Raw genomic sequence first — 13,804 nt, 5'->3', positions numbered from 1 at the left:
TGTGGGTGTCATTCAATTCTATTTAATGACTTACAGATTCAGAGAGAGATAATTTCCAGCAGAGCATCAGTTTCCGGGAGAAAACAATGCGGGCGTATGTGCAACAGGGACAGAAGGGGGATCCGAATTATCTGAACCTGGAACGGATAGCGTATACGTTCTGGGAACGGGGCTATGAGGTTACCCGGTTTGATGCACCGACGTTGTTTGACGGAGCCCTGGATCGGGGGCTGTTGTCTTTTCCCGATGAAACCATCGTCGCAGGCGGCGTGGGGACGGTGCGTTCAGCGATCAAACGGGCTCAACGTCCGTTACCGGACCTGCAGGATCTGCCGGACTGTCTGAAAGAGTGGATCGGTCGCGACTTCTGGATTTCGACACTGGAGGAAGTGCGCCAGCCACTCGAGAAGGGAGAGGAAACCCGCGCGCTGCATGTGAAACCGTTGTGGGAACACAAACGATTTACGGGGACGGTTTTTAAAGAGTTCAAAGACCTGATACCTTCCGCAGCGGTCGACGGTGAAACCGAGGTTCTGGTGCAGGAAGTCGTGGAATTCGTTTCGGAATGGCGGGCGTATATCTTTCGCGGTGCAGTGAAAGTTGTGGCTCATTATCAGGGAGACCCCCTGGCGTTCCCCGATCGGAGGCGGCTGCAGGCGGCTCTGGACGCTTTCGAAAACTGCCCTGTTGCCTGCAGTATGGACTGGGGAATCACTTCAACGGGCGAGACGCTGCTGGTGGAAGTGAATGACTGTTATGCACTGGGCAACTACGGAGCCGACATGTATCTTTACACGGCGATGATCGAAGCCCGCTGGCGGGAAATCATGGGTCTGGAAGATAACGGGATCGGGATCAATCTCTGAACGGGAATCGACTATCGTGAGAGAATCGGTTCCGGTTGTTGTATAGGTTAGATTTTACTACCACGAAAGGCACTAAAGACACGAAAAGTGATTTATGCGGTACCAGGTTTTCGTCAAACCGAGAGCAAGATTTAATGCCTCGACTTTCATACCGTCTGTGTTTCTTTATCAGCTTCGTGTTCTGCCAGTTCGGCGATCGCGGCAGCATTCATCGAGGAATCCCCTTTCGTAATATAATAGCGTTCAATCTGCTGAATGCTGATATCGTCTCTGCCCTGCACTTGTACTAAATAGATCAGGGCATCCACCAACAGATCGGGAGAGTTCCCACGCATCAGCATCCCCAGAATATTGAACAGACTGACTCTGGCCCGACAGCCGAACGCGCGGCGCCAGGGTAACAGGATGCGTAATACGATCAAGAACCCGAACACCACTAACACGCCTGTCAGAAATCCAAAGCTGAACGAAGGGAGATCCACGGGATATTCCTTTAAATGCGATTTTTATTACCACGAAAAGCACTAAAGAGACGAAAAAGGAGTGCGGTGTTATTAGTCGGTGTCCTCGTAAGTCCCTGTGACCTCTCTGGCCCAGAAGGGGACTTTGGTATGATAGCCAGGGCACCAGAAGAAATATTGCCGGGCGGGGCGCCACCAGAGACAGGATCCTCCCATATCGACTTCCAGACTGACGATGCCCGGGAATGGGGCGTGGGGATAACCGATCAGGCACCAGTTGCTGTCCAGGTCTGCGGGCCGACGATCCGTGTAAATGCGGGCACTGGCTGGTAACCCTTTACTATTCAGTTTCACATAATCCTGCTGGACCTGAGCCGTGCCCCAGTACCAGGTCAGGCCCCAGTAGGCGATCAGCAACACAAAGGGAATGCTGGAGAGATTCATCAGCCGCCGACTGTGTTCACGTTGTTCTTTGCTTGTGGAATTCATGTTTCGGTATCCCCTGTACCGTGCTGCCTGCAGCTTTGATTGTAACCTGTTTTCTTTAGATCGCGAGCAGTCGTTTCCGGGATCGGCGTTTTTTCATACGGAAAGATGTGGCCAGTTCGGAGAGGGGGAACCTCACAAAGGGAACTTGATTTCCCCGTGCATTCCTAAGAACATGAGGTGAGAAACACTCAGATATTAATTGTCTCTCAAAAGGAGCCTGGAATATGAAAGCCGTTGGTCTGACCCGTTATCTGCCCATTGATGATCCGGAATCGCTGATGGATGTCGAGTTGGACAAGCCGGAGCCGGGCCGGCGGGATCTGCTGGTGTCGGTCAAAGCGATCGCCGTTAATCCGGTCGATACCAAGGTGCGTGCTCCCAAAGAGACGGTAGAGCCATCTCCCAAAGTGCTGGGCTGGGATGCGGCGGGAGTTGTCACTGCAGTGGGGCCGGATGTTGAACTGTTTCAGCCGGGCGATGAGGTGTTTTATGCAGGCGACATTACGCGGCCCGGATGTAACGCCGAGTACCAGTTGATTGATGAGCGGATTGTGGGTACGAAGCCGAAGACGCTGGATTTCTCTCAGGCGGCGGCCATTCCGCTGACGGCGATTACCGCGTATGAATCGTTCTTCGATCGGTTGGGAATTGATGTGGAGGGCGGAAATGCAGGCGAGACGTTATTGATTACCGGCGGTGCCGGGGGCGTCGGTTCGATTGGGATTCAGCTGGCAAAGCTGGCGGGACTGACAGTCATTACCACAGCTTCGCGAGCAGAATCGATTGACTGGGTCAGGCAGTTGGGAGCCGATCATGTGATCAATCACTTCGAGCCGCTGCGTCCGCAGGTGGAGACGCTGGGCTTGACGCAGATTGAGCATATCGCGCTGTTCAACAATACGGATCAGCACTGGGAACAGGCCGTCGATCTGTTGCGTCCGCAGGGCAAGATTGTGCTGCTGGTGGATAATAAACAGCCCATGGATCAGTCGCTGCTGAAACGCAAGTCGGCGGGAGTGATCTGGGAGTTCATGTATACGCGTTCGATGTTCAACACGCCGGACATGATCGAGCAGCATCACCTGTTGAACCGGGTGTCAGTGTGGCTGGATGCGGGGAAACTGAAATGTACGGCGAATGAGGTCCGCTCGCCGATCAATGCGGAAAATCTGCGGTGGGCTCATAAAACACTGGAAGCAGGGCATACGATTGGGAAGATCGTGTTGACTGGGTGGGAGTGAACCGCGAACGTTTGCTACCACTAAATTTTTTTCTACCACGAAAGGCACTAAAGACACGAAAAGAATTGAGGTATTTGGAGACTCGTGAATTCGACTGTGTCGGGTAACTTATTTTTGTTTGACGGGCTCAGCTGGTCCCATTCAACAATTAAGACAGAATCGAATCTTGCCAGGCGGGAGGACACATGGGGCCTCCCCTACTTCAGGTCGTCGATGATTTCCTGTTCGCCGGGACGGAGCTGGCTGGGAGGTGTGCGGCACCAGCCAATAAGGTAAGCAGAGAGAATGAAACAGGCGGTTGCGATCACGACGATGGTGATTGCGGGAGCGAGAATGATCTGCCGGGCGACGAGCGGGGGAACAACGACGATCAGCAGAATTTCCAGTGGCGAGATGCCGACAAAGGCGAGGCCGTAATCCTGCAGGGTTTTGGATTTCAGTTGCGGGTCGACGATGCGAAGCAACAGCACGCCGATGCCCACGACGCCGGTCATCCAGCCGTAGGCGAAGATGCTGCGTTCGAACCAGAAATTGTGAAACAGGTGACGGCCCAGGAACCAGAGCATGACCACCGCATAGAGGAAACCGAGCAGCGACATGATAATCAGCGGTCCCATGTATTCGACGACGACGCTGATTTTGATCGAGGCGACCGCGAAAGCAATCAGGTAATCAGAGACCGAAGAACCGATGCGGGCCATGACCTGGCGATCGACATATTTGCCGAGGTGACAGAGTTCGAGAACCAGCTGCAATACGGCACTGACCAGCAGGGCGACTGCGAACAGGGGGAGAATGACTTTGGATTCGAGTACGTGACGAAACAGGTAGTCGATACCATGTGCACCGCCGAACGCGGCCATCACGATGGCGAAGTGCCAGGTGAGTGGATCGAGAGACATGGCACTGACGGTGCTGGTGCCCATTGAGGTCTGTTCTTCGGGAGCGAGAAAACCAGAGCGGGTGCTCTCGGGCAGTTCCTGAGCGGAAGAGACCAGGTGTGTCCAGCCACGGCGGGTGGCGATGTTAATCAAAGTCAGTCCGCCGAAAATGCCGGTGAGCAGACCGATGGTGGCGAAGGTGAAGCCCAGGCTGAGCGCATCGTCAAAGCCGCCCGCCTGCAGTGATTCGCTGACGGCGGTTGCGGTGCCATGTCCCCCTGCAAAACCGGCGGGCATCATCAGGGCAAAGCCGGGATTGAGATCGGGAAACAGCAGGGGGAGGACATACAGACCGAACAGGAGGGCGACGCCGAACTGACCGATGTAGGCCGCGAAGTTATAGAACCAGGTATCGCCGACGTCGCGAAGCATGGTTCGCAGCGTGGGACGGTGAGGCTGATGTCCGAGGAACAGGGTTGCGAACAGAATGGCGATCAGTTCGGACGGATATCCTGCGATGGAGGTTTTGCCGTCCGCGGTCAGGCTGAAAGGGAGCCAGTCCAGCAGTTGCGGACCGCCAATCAGTCCGAGGAAGCCGGCCAGGATCGGTGCGGGGATCAGCAGGTGTTGTAGCAGCCTGATCCGGGAACGTAAGAGATGCGCGATGACCAGCAGGATCGAGATGATGGCGAAGTCGGCGAACATCGTGGGAGGATTATTTCTGTTACTGTGTGATGGTTTGGATTCAGCATTGCCTGTCGACTTGATTCACAGAGTATCAGGAGAGGTCGTCGTTCGCCAGTTTGGGATCTGAAATCCGGAGAAGAACGGATTCACCTTCAAAGCACGGTCTTCCTGGAACTTCCTGGTCACTGCGCTCCACCCGAATTGTATTCGGGTCAGTTGCTTCCCAGCTATTCCCTGATGAGCATTTGAATTTCCGTCAGGTAGTTCCTGGGGTTTCCCTTAAAGATCATTCCCGGGCCCTTGATGTAAACTTCACGAGTCGGCATTTTGATTTCCAGCCCCTTCTGTTTGATGTAACTGAGAATCCTGGCATACGACCGCCCTAATTCCTCATACGGGCCTTTGTGAATCAGAGCTACGCACCGACCGCCTTCCAATTCCCTGACGGAGATGCCCTCTTCGCTGATTTCTTTGCGAATGGGCATACATGCCTCAAAATCTGCGTCCAGTTCCTTGTATTCGGTATCGTAGTGCAGCAAGAAAGGTTTACCACAGATGTGACTTCCCAATTGCCTGCCGAGCTGCCCAAATCCCTTGCCACAATCGCTATATTTGCCCTGCATCCGTATTCCCGCAATGAGAACCGAATCGACCGTTTTTTCTTCCACTTCAAATGTTGCCTGCTTCATCACCTTCCTCGCTTCCTTTTCTCTCAAAATGATTTGATTGAGTGAATCGCTGATGACACGGTATTCTTTCAGTTTTTCCGATATCCGTTGTTTCTGTTGCTCCAGATAGTCGAGAAGATCCGCCTCATCATCAAAGTTACTCAAAATGTCTGAAATGTCTGACAGGGTAAAGTTGAGTCGACGAAGTGACGTGATGATATGAGCTCTCTCAATTTTGCTCTCTGCGTAGTAACGATAGCCAGTCTTCTCATCTATATGCGATGGTATCAGAACGGCCTGCTCATGGTAAAAACGCAGTGTTTTGATACTCAATCCCGTAATTTTTGAAAACTCTCCGATACTAAACAACATCGCCTTCCTTCTGAAATTTTCGGGCAGCAAACAAGACTCAAGACACTATAAGACCTCCAGTCAGGGGAGAGTCAATAAGCAACATCAGAAATAAATGTCCCGTAAAATAAAATGTTTGTGCTGTTTCCAGATTAAGTACCGGATTCTCAACACGAACTATAACCAGGGTCTCTCTCCCTGTTTTGCCTGCTGACGATAGAGGTACTGCAGCCGATCCCATCCGGAGCGGATATAAAAACGTCTCCTACCAGGCGGGCAAGCCGACTGTGCCACACGGAAACCACTTTCAAGCCGAGTGAGCTTGATTATTCAAACAACTCCGGTCGGGCATAGCGTTGCATGAGCATGCCGCCGGTGAGGTTGTGGACGTTTTCGAAGCCGGACTGCTGCAGGATGCGGGCGGCGACGTAGGCCCGCATGCCGGTATGACAGACAGTGATAATGGGCCGGGAAGCGTCGACTTCGTGCAGGCGGCCCCGGAGTTCGTCGACGGGAATGTGCGTAATGTCGGGGAAGCGGAACGTGTCGACTTCCTGCTGGGAGCGGACGTCAACAATCTGGAATCCGGAGAGGTCGGCATCGACTTCTTTGATGCGAGTCAGTTCGTCCAGATCATTACAGGCGACAAAGGCCGCCATGTGAATCGGGTCCTTGGCAGAACCGAACGGGGGTGCGTAACAGAGATCGACGCCCGTGAGGTCGCGGACCGTGCCTTTGAATTTCAGGGCAGTGGCGATGACGTCGATGCGTTTATCGACGCCTTCGCGGCCGACTGACTGGGCGCCGAGAATGCGACCGGTCTCGGGATCGTAAGTCAGCTTGAGGAACAACTGCTGTGCGCCGGGAAAGTAGCCGGCGTGATGTTTGCCAACGACAATGATCGAACGATTCTGGCGCTGGTTGCGTTCCGCCGATTTTTTGCTGAGGCCGGTGATCGCGGCGGTCAGACCGAAGACGCGGACGATGGCAGTGCCCATGGGGGAAATCATGGGGTCGGCGGTATCGCTGGCGGCGTGTTGACCCGCGATGCGTCCGGCGCGATTGGCAGGACCGGCGAGGGGGATCCGCTGCGGTGCTTCCAGCACGCCATGCTGATAATCGATGGCGTCGCCGACGGCGTACACTTCCGGGTGCGAGGTCTGCATGAACTCATTGACGGCGATCCCACCACAGACACCGATCTCGATCCCCGCGGCTTTGGCCAGTTCAATCGCGGGTGAAACGCCGATGCCCAGGATCACCACATCCGTGTCGATCTGTGTGCCATTGCCCAGTTCCACGCCAGTGGCATTGCCATTTTCCACCTGGATCTTTTCAAGCGCTGTTCCCAGATGGACCTTGATGTCATGATCGGTCAGTTCATTCTGGACGAGGCGTGCCAGTTCCGGATCGAGCGGAGGCAGTACCTGCGGCTGCAGTTCAACCAGTTCCGATTCCAGCTTCAGGTGGTGAAGCTGTTCGACCATTTCCAGTCCGATGAAGCCGGCGCCTACGACGACGGCTTTCTTACAGTTGTGCTCAGTGATAAAAGCCTTGATGGCATCCGCGTCATTCAGATTCCGCAGTGTAAAAACATTCCCGGCGTCGATCCCGGGGATCGGGGGAGTGATGGGAGCCGCCCCGGTGGAGAGGATCAGCCGATCCCAGATTTCTTCGGTCTCCTCACCGGATTCCCGATTGAGAACAGAGACGGTTTTGTTATCGACGTTAATCGACTGTACCAGGTGACGCGTGCGGACGTCGATGTTGAAACGTTTTTTGAACAGCTCGGGCGTCGCGACGAGCAGTTTGTTGCGTTCGATGATCTCATCGCCGATGAAATAGGGCAGGCCACAGTTGGCGAAGGAGACGTATTCGTCTTTCTCAAATAGAATAATTTCCGCCCGTTCATTACAGCGGCGGGCTCGCGCGGCGGCACTGGCGCCTCCTGCGACGCCACCAACGACGATGATTCTGGCTCCCTGTGACTCTGACATGTCATCCCTTTCGTGTCTTTCACTGATCAGAAAGTATAATCATTGCAGCGGCATTATAGACGGCGATGGCCGTTCCCACTACTGACAGGCGCTCATGATTGCGATGATGCCCCCAATCAGCCAGACCGAGCTAATGCCGACACAGAGAAAGATGGAACCAACGACCCAGTAAACAGAGCGTGCGCAAGCCAGTAACAGCGCCGGCAGGGCGGCACAGATCCCCAGGACATAGATGGGAAGTTGAAAGACCAGAAGGCCGAGATAATCGGGAATATGCTGACAGCCGTCGGTCGAAAAGGCCAGCATGAGCAGAATCATCAAGCCAGTCCCGATTGCGGTGATATAGGAAGCTGCCAGCAGACACAGCGAGAGCAGCAGCCGCTTGAGCAGGCTCCATTTGCGGATGCGTTCGTCTACTGTCGACGGACGCCGGGTTTCCGGTTGTGCCGAAATCGGTTCCTCTTCCACGGCGGACCTCGTGTTCCTAGTCAGATCAAGTTTTCGGGTTCTGCGATAAAACTCATGTGCAGCTCTGCATGTCGACGATGCAGCAGATCCCATTCCTCGCGGGTCAGCTCTTCCTGTATAGGGCTCGGGTGCCGCTGCGGTTCATTCTGCAGTCGCTGGATGGCATGAAGAAGATGGTCCAAGCCTGCCTGGTCTGCAACGGGGTCGGGGAGCAGCGCTTTGCCGGCATCCCCTTTTAACTGAAAACCGGCGGGCATTCCCTTCTTGAATATCCGTGGTTTGATCACAAATTTCGCGATCTTCCTCAGCGGCCAGGCAGCGGTAAAATCGAAACCGTCCAGCGAGCCATCCATCAGGCGGGCCAGATGCTCGTAGATCTGCCCCAGGGACCAGTTGCCGGTCGTGGGAGCGCCGGCGGCGTGCAGGCGGACGGCGTCGTCTGCGATCTCCTGCAGGGTCGCGTAGGAAATAGTTCTGCGTTTGGCGGTCTGCGCAGACATGACTGATTCTCCAAAACGGGGTTAGTCGAGCAGCGTTATTGTGGGAAGCGAAGCTGGAAATCACAAGTGCGATCCCGGATTTTCAAGTCTGCCTGGTCCAGCGATCTCCCAGGCGCGGCAGACGGGAAACGTCTCGCAGATAAAAGTAAGCCTGTACGGTGGCTGAGACGACAGGCGACTCCAGCTCAATAGACTCGCGGGCATAGAGTTGCTCCGAGACCCCTTCCACCTGATCGAGGAGCGCCAGCCCCTGCGGATCGACGCGCCAGAGTTCACCATGGATCCGAGAACCCTCGATATGATCCTTGACCAGGGCGGGATAATCGCCACAATCAAAGAGCGCATAATGGGGGACGGTGAGCGCGTCATTCAGAAACTGCTGGTCTGCCAGAAACGAAGCACGACAAAACCCCCGTTTCAGAGTGCCATAGACAAAAATCAGAGTATGCGAGTCAGCAGGCATGGCAATGGTCTTCAAACAAGCAGAAAGCAACAGCTCAGGACGAAAGAACACGTGCATTGTTGGCCGGGCGTCGGCGGCTGTAAAGGTGTAGTATACTTTCATTTCCCGAATTGGAAGATTTGCAGAAGGCGGGGCACTTCGCTTCGTCCCTGATTTCTCTTAAAATTTGTACTTATCAAAAGTTCGGTCTCCTGAGCCCGGGGAGTCTTCCCAGACATTTCGCTGAAAGTCCACCATGGATTGGTTCACCTTTCTGATTTTGCTGCTGACCGCTTCACTGACGGCGCTGGCTGTCTGGTGGGCCATCCAGAAATGGTTTCGCGACGAGTCAGAATCCGTCAGCGAAGAAACAATGCAGGACATTCATCCGGTCACTGACGAATCAGAACCGCAGCACGCGCTCTACTGGAATTTTACTACCGTGCTGATTTCGGTCTGCACCCTGCTGCTGGTGCTGGGTATCAGTGTTCAGACGATGTCAATCCGGAACCCGATCACCTGGACTCTGGGAACAGCCCTGATCCTGATCTGGGCGATGGCCCTCTGGTCGGGCATGCTCGCTTCTTCGAAACAGCCAGCAGTCTCATCCGTTTCCTCCCCTCCTGAGCTGACGATTTATCAGGAACAGGAATTGTCCTCCACGACCGATCAGAATCCAACGGAGGAGACCTGATGCTCTGGATGATTCCGGTATTCCTCGTCTTTGCCTCGTTAGTGCTGTTCGGCTCGGTGTTGCGGGCTGAAGCCGCCTGGTCGCCTGTCAGTGATCCTGTCAAAACACGACTGCTGCACTCGCTACGACGGATCGCCCGGTCGCAGGCAGAGATAGCCGATCGCAGCCAGCGGTTCCTGCTGCTGTTTTCCTTAACATGTGGCCTGCTCTCGATCGCCTTTCTGCCATGGTATATCAGCAACATGTTGACGGTTCAGGAAAAAACTACAGAAGCGGCGGCTCTGATCACCTGCCGGTACGCACCGCTGATGTACCTGGGACTGTTCGTGCTGTTACAGGCAGCGGGACACATCAGCCTGTCACTGACCGAACGATGTTCACAACCGCTGACCAGTCTGCTGCTCAACGGTTATTTCTGGCTCCCGCTATTGCTGGCGTTCGCTGCGGTGGGCGCCTATCTGCCCGTCCATTCAGAGCAGGCGGCCCGCGGTGCGACGTCTACGACCTGGCTGCTGCTCTTGCAACCTGCGGGAACCCTGGCACTGCTCATGGCATTGACCGGGCCTGCCATCCTCGTTAATGCCCGGGAACCCTGGTCTGTCAGACCGGTACAGCACTGGATTCGCGAATTCCACACTTTCAACAGTGTGTTTATCATGGTGCTCATCATGGCGAGTCTGACCTGTTTTGCACCGCAAGAAAAAATTAGCACCTCACAGTCCATCGTGAGATTTATCCTGTTACCGGTCTTACCTCCGATCCTGCTGGGAGTGCATTCCCGCATGATCCGTTTCCTGAAACGAAAGGGGGGCTTTGATCCGGAAGCACTCTGGAAACAGGTGCTCTGGTTGTCACTGATTGCGGTATCCGCGTCTTTCCTGGCATTCCACGTGCTGGGGATGTCGGACCATTACATGCACATGCTCCTCAATTTCAGTCTGCTGGCGATCTGGTGGGGATTTATCGTGCCCCGGTTTCCTGTCCGTGCCTCCCTGGAGCATCAGGCTCCGGAGTACAAATCTGCGGGGGAGATGCAGTCATGATCGACGAGCTTTTATTTTATCTGCCGGGCACTGCGGATAACCTGCTGTTTTTAACGCTGGCAGTACTGATCCTGCTGATGCTGACCGGTATTTATGGTTACCTGAATGTAGCCACGCATCAGCGACGCGAAACCGGTTACCACTGGGGCTGGCCCCTGCTCTCGATGGGTGCGCTGCTGATCCTGCTGTACTGGTTTAGCGCCCCGTTTTCTGTGGAGACGGATGGTGCGCTGCGCTCTGTGTTTATGCTGTACAGCCCGATTCCTGTCGGCACACTGGTGATTGTCAGCGGGGCATCTGCGGTGCTCGTTTCCGATCAGAAATGGTCACTGGGGGCAGCCACGGTTTCACTGCTCACGAGCAGCCTGCTGTTTCTGCAGGCGAACATGCCACCTTTGATGATTCTCAGCTGGGTGACAACCGGAGGGCTGGTGCTGCTGCTCTGTCAGAGTGGTTGCTGCAAAGGCGAACCGAGCGACTCCCCGGATGAAGAAGGTCCCTTCCGTGAGCCATTACTCTCCTGCCTGGCCTGTGGCTTTCTGCTCTGTGTCTGCCTGTGGGTGGTGCAGCGTGACTGGGGGCCGGGGATGAAACCGGCGCCGGTACCGAAATCGATTTCTACCGGGCTCTCGCTGCCGGAACTGTTGCCCCGGCTGTTTGCCTCGCACTGGCCACTCCTGCTGCTCCTGCTCTGTTTTGTGGCGATTGTCTTCGTGGGCCTGTCCTGGCTCGTCTTTTCGCTGCAAGCGTCCCGCCTGTCTCAGACGGATGAACCGGGAGGGGACGAATGATTCTCTCGCAGGCCACCGCCGTGTTACATCAGAATCTGATGGTCGGAATCATCCTGATCGCCGTTGGTTTTCTGGGAATGCTGCTGCAGCGGAACCGGCTGGCCACCGTGTTTTCCCTGTTGATCTGGCTGCAGGGAGCAGGTTTGTTGCTGGCCGCGTTCGGCCATTATCAGGATTCCCGCGCTCAGAGTGTTTACTTTCTCCTGCTCCTGCTCTTCGTGATGATTCCGGCTGTCACGCTGGCCGCGCTGAGTGTGCTGAAACCATCACAGGGAACAGCGGAAGACACCGCACCAGAGTCGATCTCCCCTGACGAAAAGGGGGCACAGACGGGTGGATAAAACAATCACGGTGTTACTGCAACTGAGCCTGATCGCCCCGTTCGTGACGGTACTGATGTCGGCTCTCGTGGCCAGTCGGATTCTGAAAGGGAATCCGCGCTGGCCCGCCCTGCTGGGAGTCTCTGTCTCCACGCTTGTCGCGCTGACTGCGGTCATCTATTTCAGTCCCCTGCTCCGGGAACAGTCTTACTCGCAGACCCTGATTCGCTGGCTGACGCTCCCCGGCCAACCGTCGCTCCCGCTGGAGATCGGCGTGCTCTTCGATCCGTTGAGCCTGACGTTTTATGCGCTGCTCTCTTTAGGGATGCTCTGCTATCTGTTGTTGAGTCCGCCCGACTCGAATGCGGGGGCAGGTCCAACCGGGCCGCGGTATGCGGTACTGCTGTTGCTGATTGGTTTCTGCTCTACAACGGGCATCGTGCTGGCGACGAATTTTCTCCAGTTGTTTTTCTGCTGGTGCCTGTTGTCCATGAGTTTGAACCTGCTGCATGAAGTGAATTTTCATTCCCCAGACACCGCTGAATCGCCGCGCCGACACTGGTGGGGCTGGAATGCGTTCGGGGATGGCACATTGTTGCTGGGACTGTTTCTGATGCAGACGAATTTCGCCAATCTGGATTTTCTGACTGCGCTGCAGCCGGCAGCGTTGTCCCAGGTCGCTGCAGAAAACAGGACCGCCCTGCCCGGGATCAGCGTGCTGCTGTTTTTTGCGGCTCTGCCTCGCCTGGGAATGTTTCCCGCTTCGTCGCTGCTGATAAGCCGGGAGGATGCCTGGGCACCGCGTTCTCTGGCCGGCATCAATCTGCTGTCGATTCTGGCGGGACTGTTCCTGTTACTCCGCTGTGCGCCCTTGATACTGGCGGTCCCTGCGACACAGATTCTGCTGCTGCAGCTGGGAGCACTCTCGGCTCTGCTCACGGCGTTTTCCGCTTTGAGTCTGCAGCGAAAAACACACCCGGACCGCAGTTTGAGCTGGCTGGCCGCGACGCTCGCGAGTCTGGTTGTCGCGGCACTCGGCATGGGCCAGGCGGGGATCACTTCAGGAATCCTGGCGCTGGTCGCGCTGGAGCTGCTGGTCCTGGCAGTGTTGATTTCGCTGGCTTGCTGGCAGCAGAACAGTGGTATCCCCACAGAAACGATTGGCTCTGCCAGGCTCTGCTCGATGATTCTGATCCTGCTGGCGGTCTGTGGACTGACGGGCCTGCTGCCTGCACTGATCGCGGCGCATGCCTCGGCTGAGGGGATACGAACCGAGCTGTTTGTCTGGCTGGTGGTACTGGTCGCCGCGGCTTACGTTGCGGGGCTCGTGCGGTTTACTCTTTCACTCACAGCGCAAAAGTCAATGACGAACGCCGACTCCCGGTTTCCGCTGTTCGCACTCTGGGGTGTGACACTGGGAGTCAGTGCTGTGGGTATCCTGTTATTGATCCCCCTCCCCTTTGTGCCGACGATCTGGCCGGGCCCCCTGCTGGAAACGCTCCCCCCGTTGTTCGAGCGCGACTGGCTGCTGTGCAGTCTGTTCGGCTTAGCGCTGCTGGTGGCGGTGATTCTGACCTGGATGACCGCCGGTCGCCACAGTTCCACAACGACGGCAACAGAACCGCCGGCCCTGCTCCAGCTGGGCCGGTCCCATTTTTATATACTGACCCTGCTGAACCGGGTAGTGATTCAGCCGCTGCAGTTGCTTGCACGTCTGGTATCACTGATCGAGGAATGGGTGGTCTCTCGACTGAGTCGATTTTCCCTGGAAAAGATTCCGGAGTACTGGGGGACGCTGCTGCTGCACATGGAGAACGGTCAGGCAGCGTTTCCGGCATTGATTCTCGTGATGACGCTGTCGGTTCTGATTTTCGTGCTGATGGTGTTACAGATTTAGTGACGTTC

At 55.6% G+C, this 13,804-nt stretch carries 15 protein-coding genes; 7 read left to right on the top strand and 8 right to left on the bottom strand.

Annotated features, from left to right (window positions below):
- Nucleotides 1-86: 86 nt before the first annotated feature.
- A complete protein-coding gene (locus Enr10x_RS03655; protein ID WP_145448165.1) occupies nt 87-866 on the top strand; it encodes an ATP-grasp domain-containing protein in 780 nt (259 codons plus the stop codon).
- Nucleotides 867-1,012: 146 nt separating this feature from the next.
- On the opposite strand, the gene Enr10x_RS03650 is transcribed toward Enr10x_RS03655, so the two are convergent.
- Both Enr10x_RS03650 and Enr10x_RS03645 read right to left on the bottom strand, forming a co-directional pair.
- Entirely contained in the window at nt 1,013-1,348 is a 336-nt protein-coding gene (locus Enr10x_RS03650) for a hypothetical protein (protein ID WP_145448164.1), read from the bottom strand.
- Nucleotides 1,349-1,420: 72 nt separating this feature from the next.
- On the bottom strand, nt 1,421-1,816 hold the full coding sequence (locus tag Enr10x_RS03645; RefSeq protein ID WP_145448163.1) for a hypothetical protein: 396 nt from the start codon (nt 1,814-1,816) through the stop codon (nt 1,421-1,423).
- Between the two features lie 224 nt (nt 1,817-2,040).
- Here Enr10x_RS03645 and Enr10x_RS03640 point away from each other — a divergent pair, with 224 nt between their 5' ends.
- Nucleotides 2,041-3,057, top strand: coding sequence for a zinc-binding alcohol dehydrogenase family protein (locus Enr10x_RS03640; RefSeq protein WP_145448162.1), 1,017 nt, complete (start codon nt 2,041-2,043; stop codon nt 3,055-3,057).
- A gap of 197 nt (nt 3,058-3,254) precedes the next feature.
- Here the strand turns inward: Enr10x_RS03640 and Enr10x_RS03635 are convergent, their stop codons facing one another.
- The 6 genes from Enr10x_RS03635 to Enr10x_RS03610 all read right to left on the bottom strand — a co-directional run bounded on the left by Enr10x_RS03635 (nt 3,255) and on the right by Enr10x_RS03610 (nt 9,072).
- On the bottom strand, nt 3,255-4,643 hold the full coding sequence (locus Enr10x_RS03635) for a sodium/glutamate symporter (RefSeq protein WP_145448161.1): 1,389 nt from the start codon (nt 4,641-4,643) through the stop codon (nt 3,255-3,257).
- A gap of 209 nt (nt 4,644-4,852) precedes the next feature.
- On the bottom strand, nt 4,853-5,665 hold the full coding sequence (locus tag Enr10x_RS03630) for a MerR family transcriptional regulator (protein ID WP_145448160.1): 813 nt from the start codon (nt 5,663-5,665) through the stop codon (nt 4,853-4,855).
- Nucleotides 5,666-5,970: 305 nt separating this feature from the next.
- A complete protein-coding gene (locus Enr10x_RS03625) occupies nt 5,971-7,641 on the bottom strand; it encodes an FAD-dependent oxidoreductase (protein ID WP_145448159.1) in 1,671 nt (556 codons plus the stop codon).
- A gap of 78 nt (nt 7,642-7,719) precedes the next feature.
- Nucleotides 7,720-8,109: a hypothetical protein gene (locus tag Enr10x_RS03620; RefSeq protein ID WP_145104117.1), complete on the bottom strand. Its 390-nt coding sequence runs from the start codon at nt 8,107-8,109 to the stop codon at nt 7,720-7,722.
- A 20-nt stretch (nt 8,110-8,129) separates the two neighbouring features.
- A complete protein-coding gene (locus tag Enr10x_RS03615) occupies nt 8,130-8,609 on the bottom strand; it encodes a DUF1569 domain-containing protein (protein WP_145448158.1) in 480 nt (159 codons plus the stop codon).
- An 82-nt stretch (nt 8,610-8,691) separates the two neighbouring features.
- Entirely contained in the window at nt 8,692-9,072 is a 381-nt protein-coding gene (locus tag Enr10x_RS03610) for a gamma-glutamylcyclotransferase family protein (RefSeq protein ID WP_197997469.1), read from the bottom strand.
- Nucleotides 9,073-9,307: 235 nt separating this feature from the next.
- Between Enr10x_RS03610 and Enr10x_RS03605 the strand changes: the two genes are divergently transcribed.
- The 5 genes from Enr10x_RS03605 to Enr10x_RS03585 are packed head-to-tail and all read left to right on the top strand — an operon-like array spanning nt 9,308 to nt 13,796.
- Nucleotides 9,308-9,745: a hypothetical protein gene (locus tag Enr10x_RS03605; protein WP_145104111.1), complete on the top strand. Its 438-nt coding sequence runs from the start codon at nt 9,308-9,310 to the stop codon at nt 9,743-9,745.
- The gene (locus Enr10x_RS03600) at nt 9,745-10,788 is read left to right on the top strand and encodes a hypothetical protein (RefSeq protein ID WP_145448157.1); all 1,044 of its coding nucleotides are present in this window, start codon (nt 9,745-9,747) and stop codon (nt 10,786-10,788) included. The genes Enr10x_RS03605 and Enr10x_RS03600 overlap by 1 nt, the downstream gene beginning before the upstream one ends.
- Nucleotides 10,785-11,579: a hypothetical protein gene (locus Enr10x_RS03595; protein WP_145104107.1), complete on the top strand. Its 795-nt coding sequence runs from the start codon at nt 10,785-10,787 to the stop codon at nt 11,577-11,579. Before Enr10x_RS03600 ends, Enr10x_RS03595 begins: the two co-directional genes overlap by 4 nt.
- On the top strand, nt 11,576-11,920 hold the full coding sequence (locus Enr10x_RS03590; RefSeq protein ID WP_145104105.1) for an NADH-quinone oxidoreductase subunit K: 345 nt from the start codon (nt 11,576-11,578) through the stop codon (nt 11,918-11,920). Before Enr10x_RS03595 ends, Enr10x_RS03590 begins: the two co-directional genes overlap by 4 nt.
- Nucleotides 11,913-13,796, top strand: coding sequence for a hypothetical protein (locus tag Enr10x_RS03585; protein WP_145448156.1), 1,884 nt, complete (start codon nt 11,913-11,915; stop codon nt 13,794-13,796). Before Enr10x_RS03590 ends, Enr10x_RS03585 begins: the two co-directional genes overlap by 8 nt.
- The last annotated feature ends 8 nt before the right edge of the window (nt 13,797-13,804 follow it).

The organism is Gimesia panareensis (assembly GCF_007748155.1).
Lineage (GTDB): Bacteria > Planctomycetota > Planctomycetia > Planctomycetales > Planctomycetaceae > Gimesia > Gimesia panareensis.
Note: the sequence above shows the minus strand (reverse complement) of the source record. Positions and strands in the feature narration are given on the sequence as shown.

What these genes read in the sequence shown, in the direction of transcription:
- Enr10x_RS03600 (WP_145448157.1), top strand. Translation starts at nt 9,745, where the DNA reads ATGCTCTGGATGATTCCGGTATTCCTCGTCTTTGCCTCGTTAGTGCTG.
- Enr10x_RS03640 (WP_145448162.1), top strand. Translation starts at nt 2,041, where the DNA reads ATGAAAGCCGTTGGTCTGACCCGTTATCTGCCCATTGATGATCCGGAA.
- Enr10x_RS03605 (WP_145104111.1), top strand. Translation starts at nt 9,308, where the DNA reads ATGGATTGGTTCACCTTTCTGATTTTGCTGCTGACCGCTTCACTGACG.
- Enr10x_RS03655 (WP_145448165.1), top strand. Translation starts at nt 87, where the DNA reads ATGCGGGCGTATGTGCAACAGGGACAGAAGGGGGATCCGAATTATCTG.
- Enr10x_RS03635 (WP_145448161.1), bottom strand. Translation starts at nt 4,643, where the DNA reads ATGTTCGCCGACTTCGCCATCATCTCGATCCTGCTGGTCATCGCGCAT.
- Enr10x_RS03615 (WP_145448158.1), bottom strand. Translation starts at nt 8,609, where the DNA reads ATGTCTGCGCAGACCGCCAAACGCAGAACTATTTCCTACGCGACCCTG.
- Enr10x_RS03590 (WP_145104105.1), top strand. Translation starts at nt 11,576, where the DNA reads ATGATTCTCTCGCAGGCCACCGCCGTGTTACATCAGAATCTGATGGTC.
- Enr10x_RS03630 (WP_145448160.1), bottom strand. Translation starts at nt 5,665, where the DNA reads ATGTTGTTTAGTATCGGAGAGTTTTCAAAAATTACGGGATTGAGTATC.
- Enr10x_RS03595 (WP_145104107.1), top strand. Translation starts at nt 10,785, where the DNA reads ATGATCGACGAGCTTTTATTTTATCTGCCGGGCACTGCGGATAACCTG.
- Enr10x_RS03610 (WP_197997469.1), bottom strand. Translation starts at nt 9,072, where the DNA reads ATGCCTGCTGACTCGCATACTCTGATTTTTGTCTATGGCACTCTGAAA.
- Enr10x_RS03645 (WP_145448163.1), bottom strand. Translation starts at nt 1,816, where the DNA reads ATGAATTCCACAAGCAAAGAACAACGTGAACACAGTCGGCGGCTGATG.
- Enr10x_RS03625 (WP_145448159.1), bottom strand. Translation starts at nt 7,641, where the DNA reads ATGTCAGAGTCACAGGGAGCCAGAATCATCGTCGTTGGTGGCGTCGCA.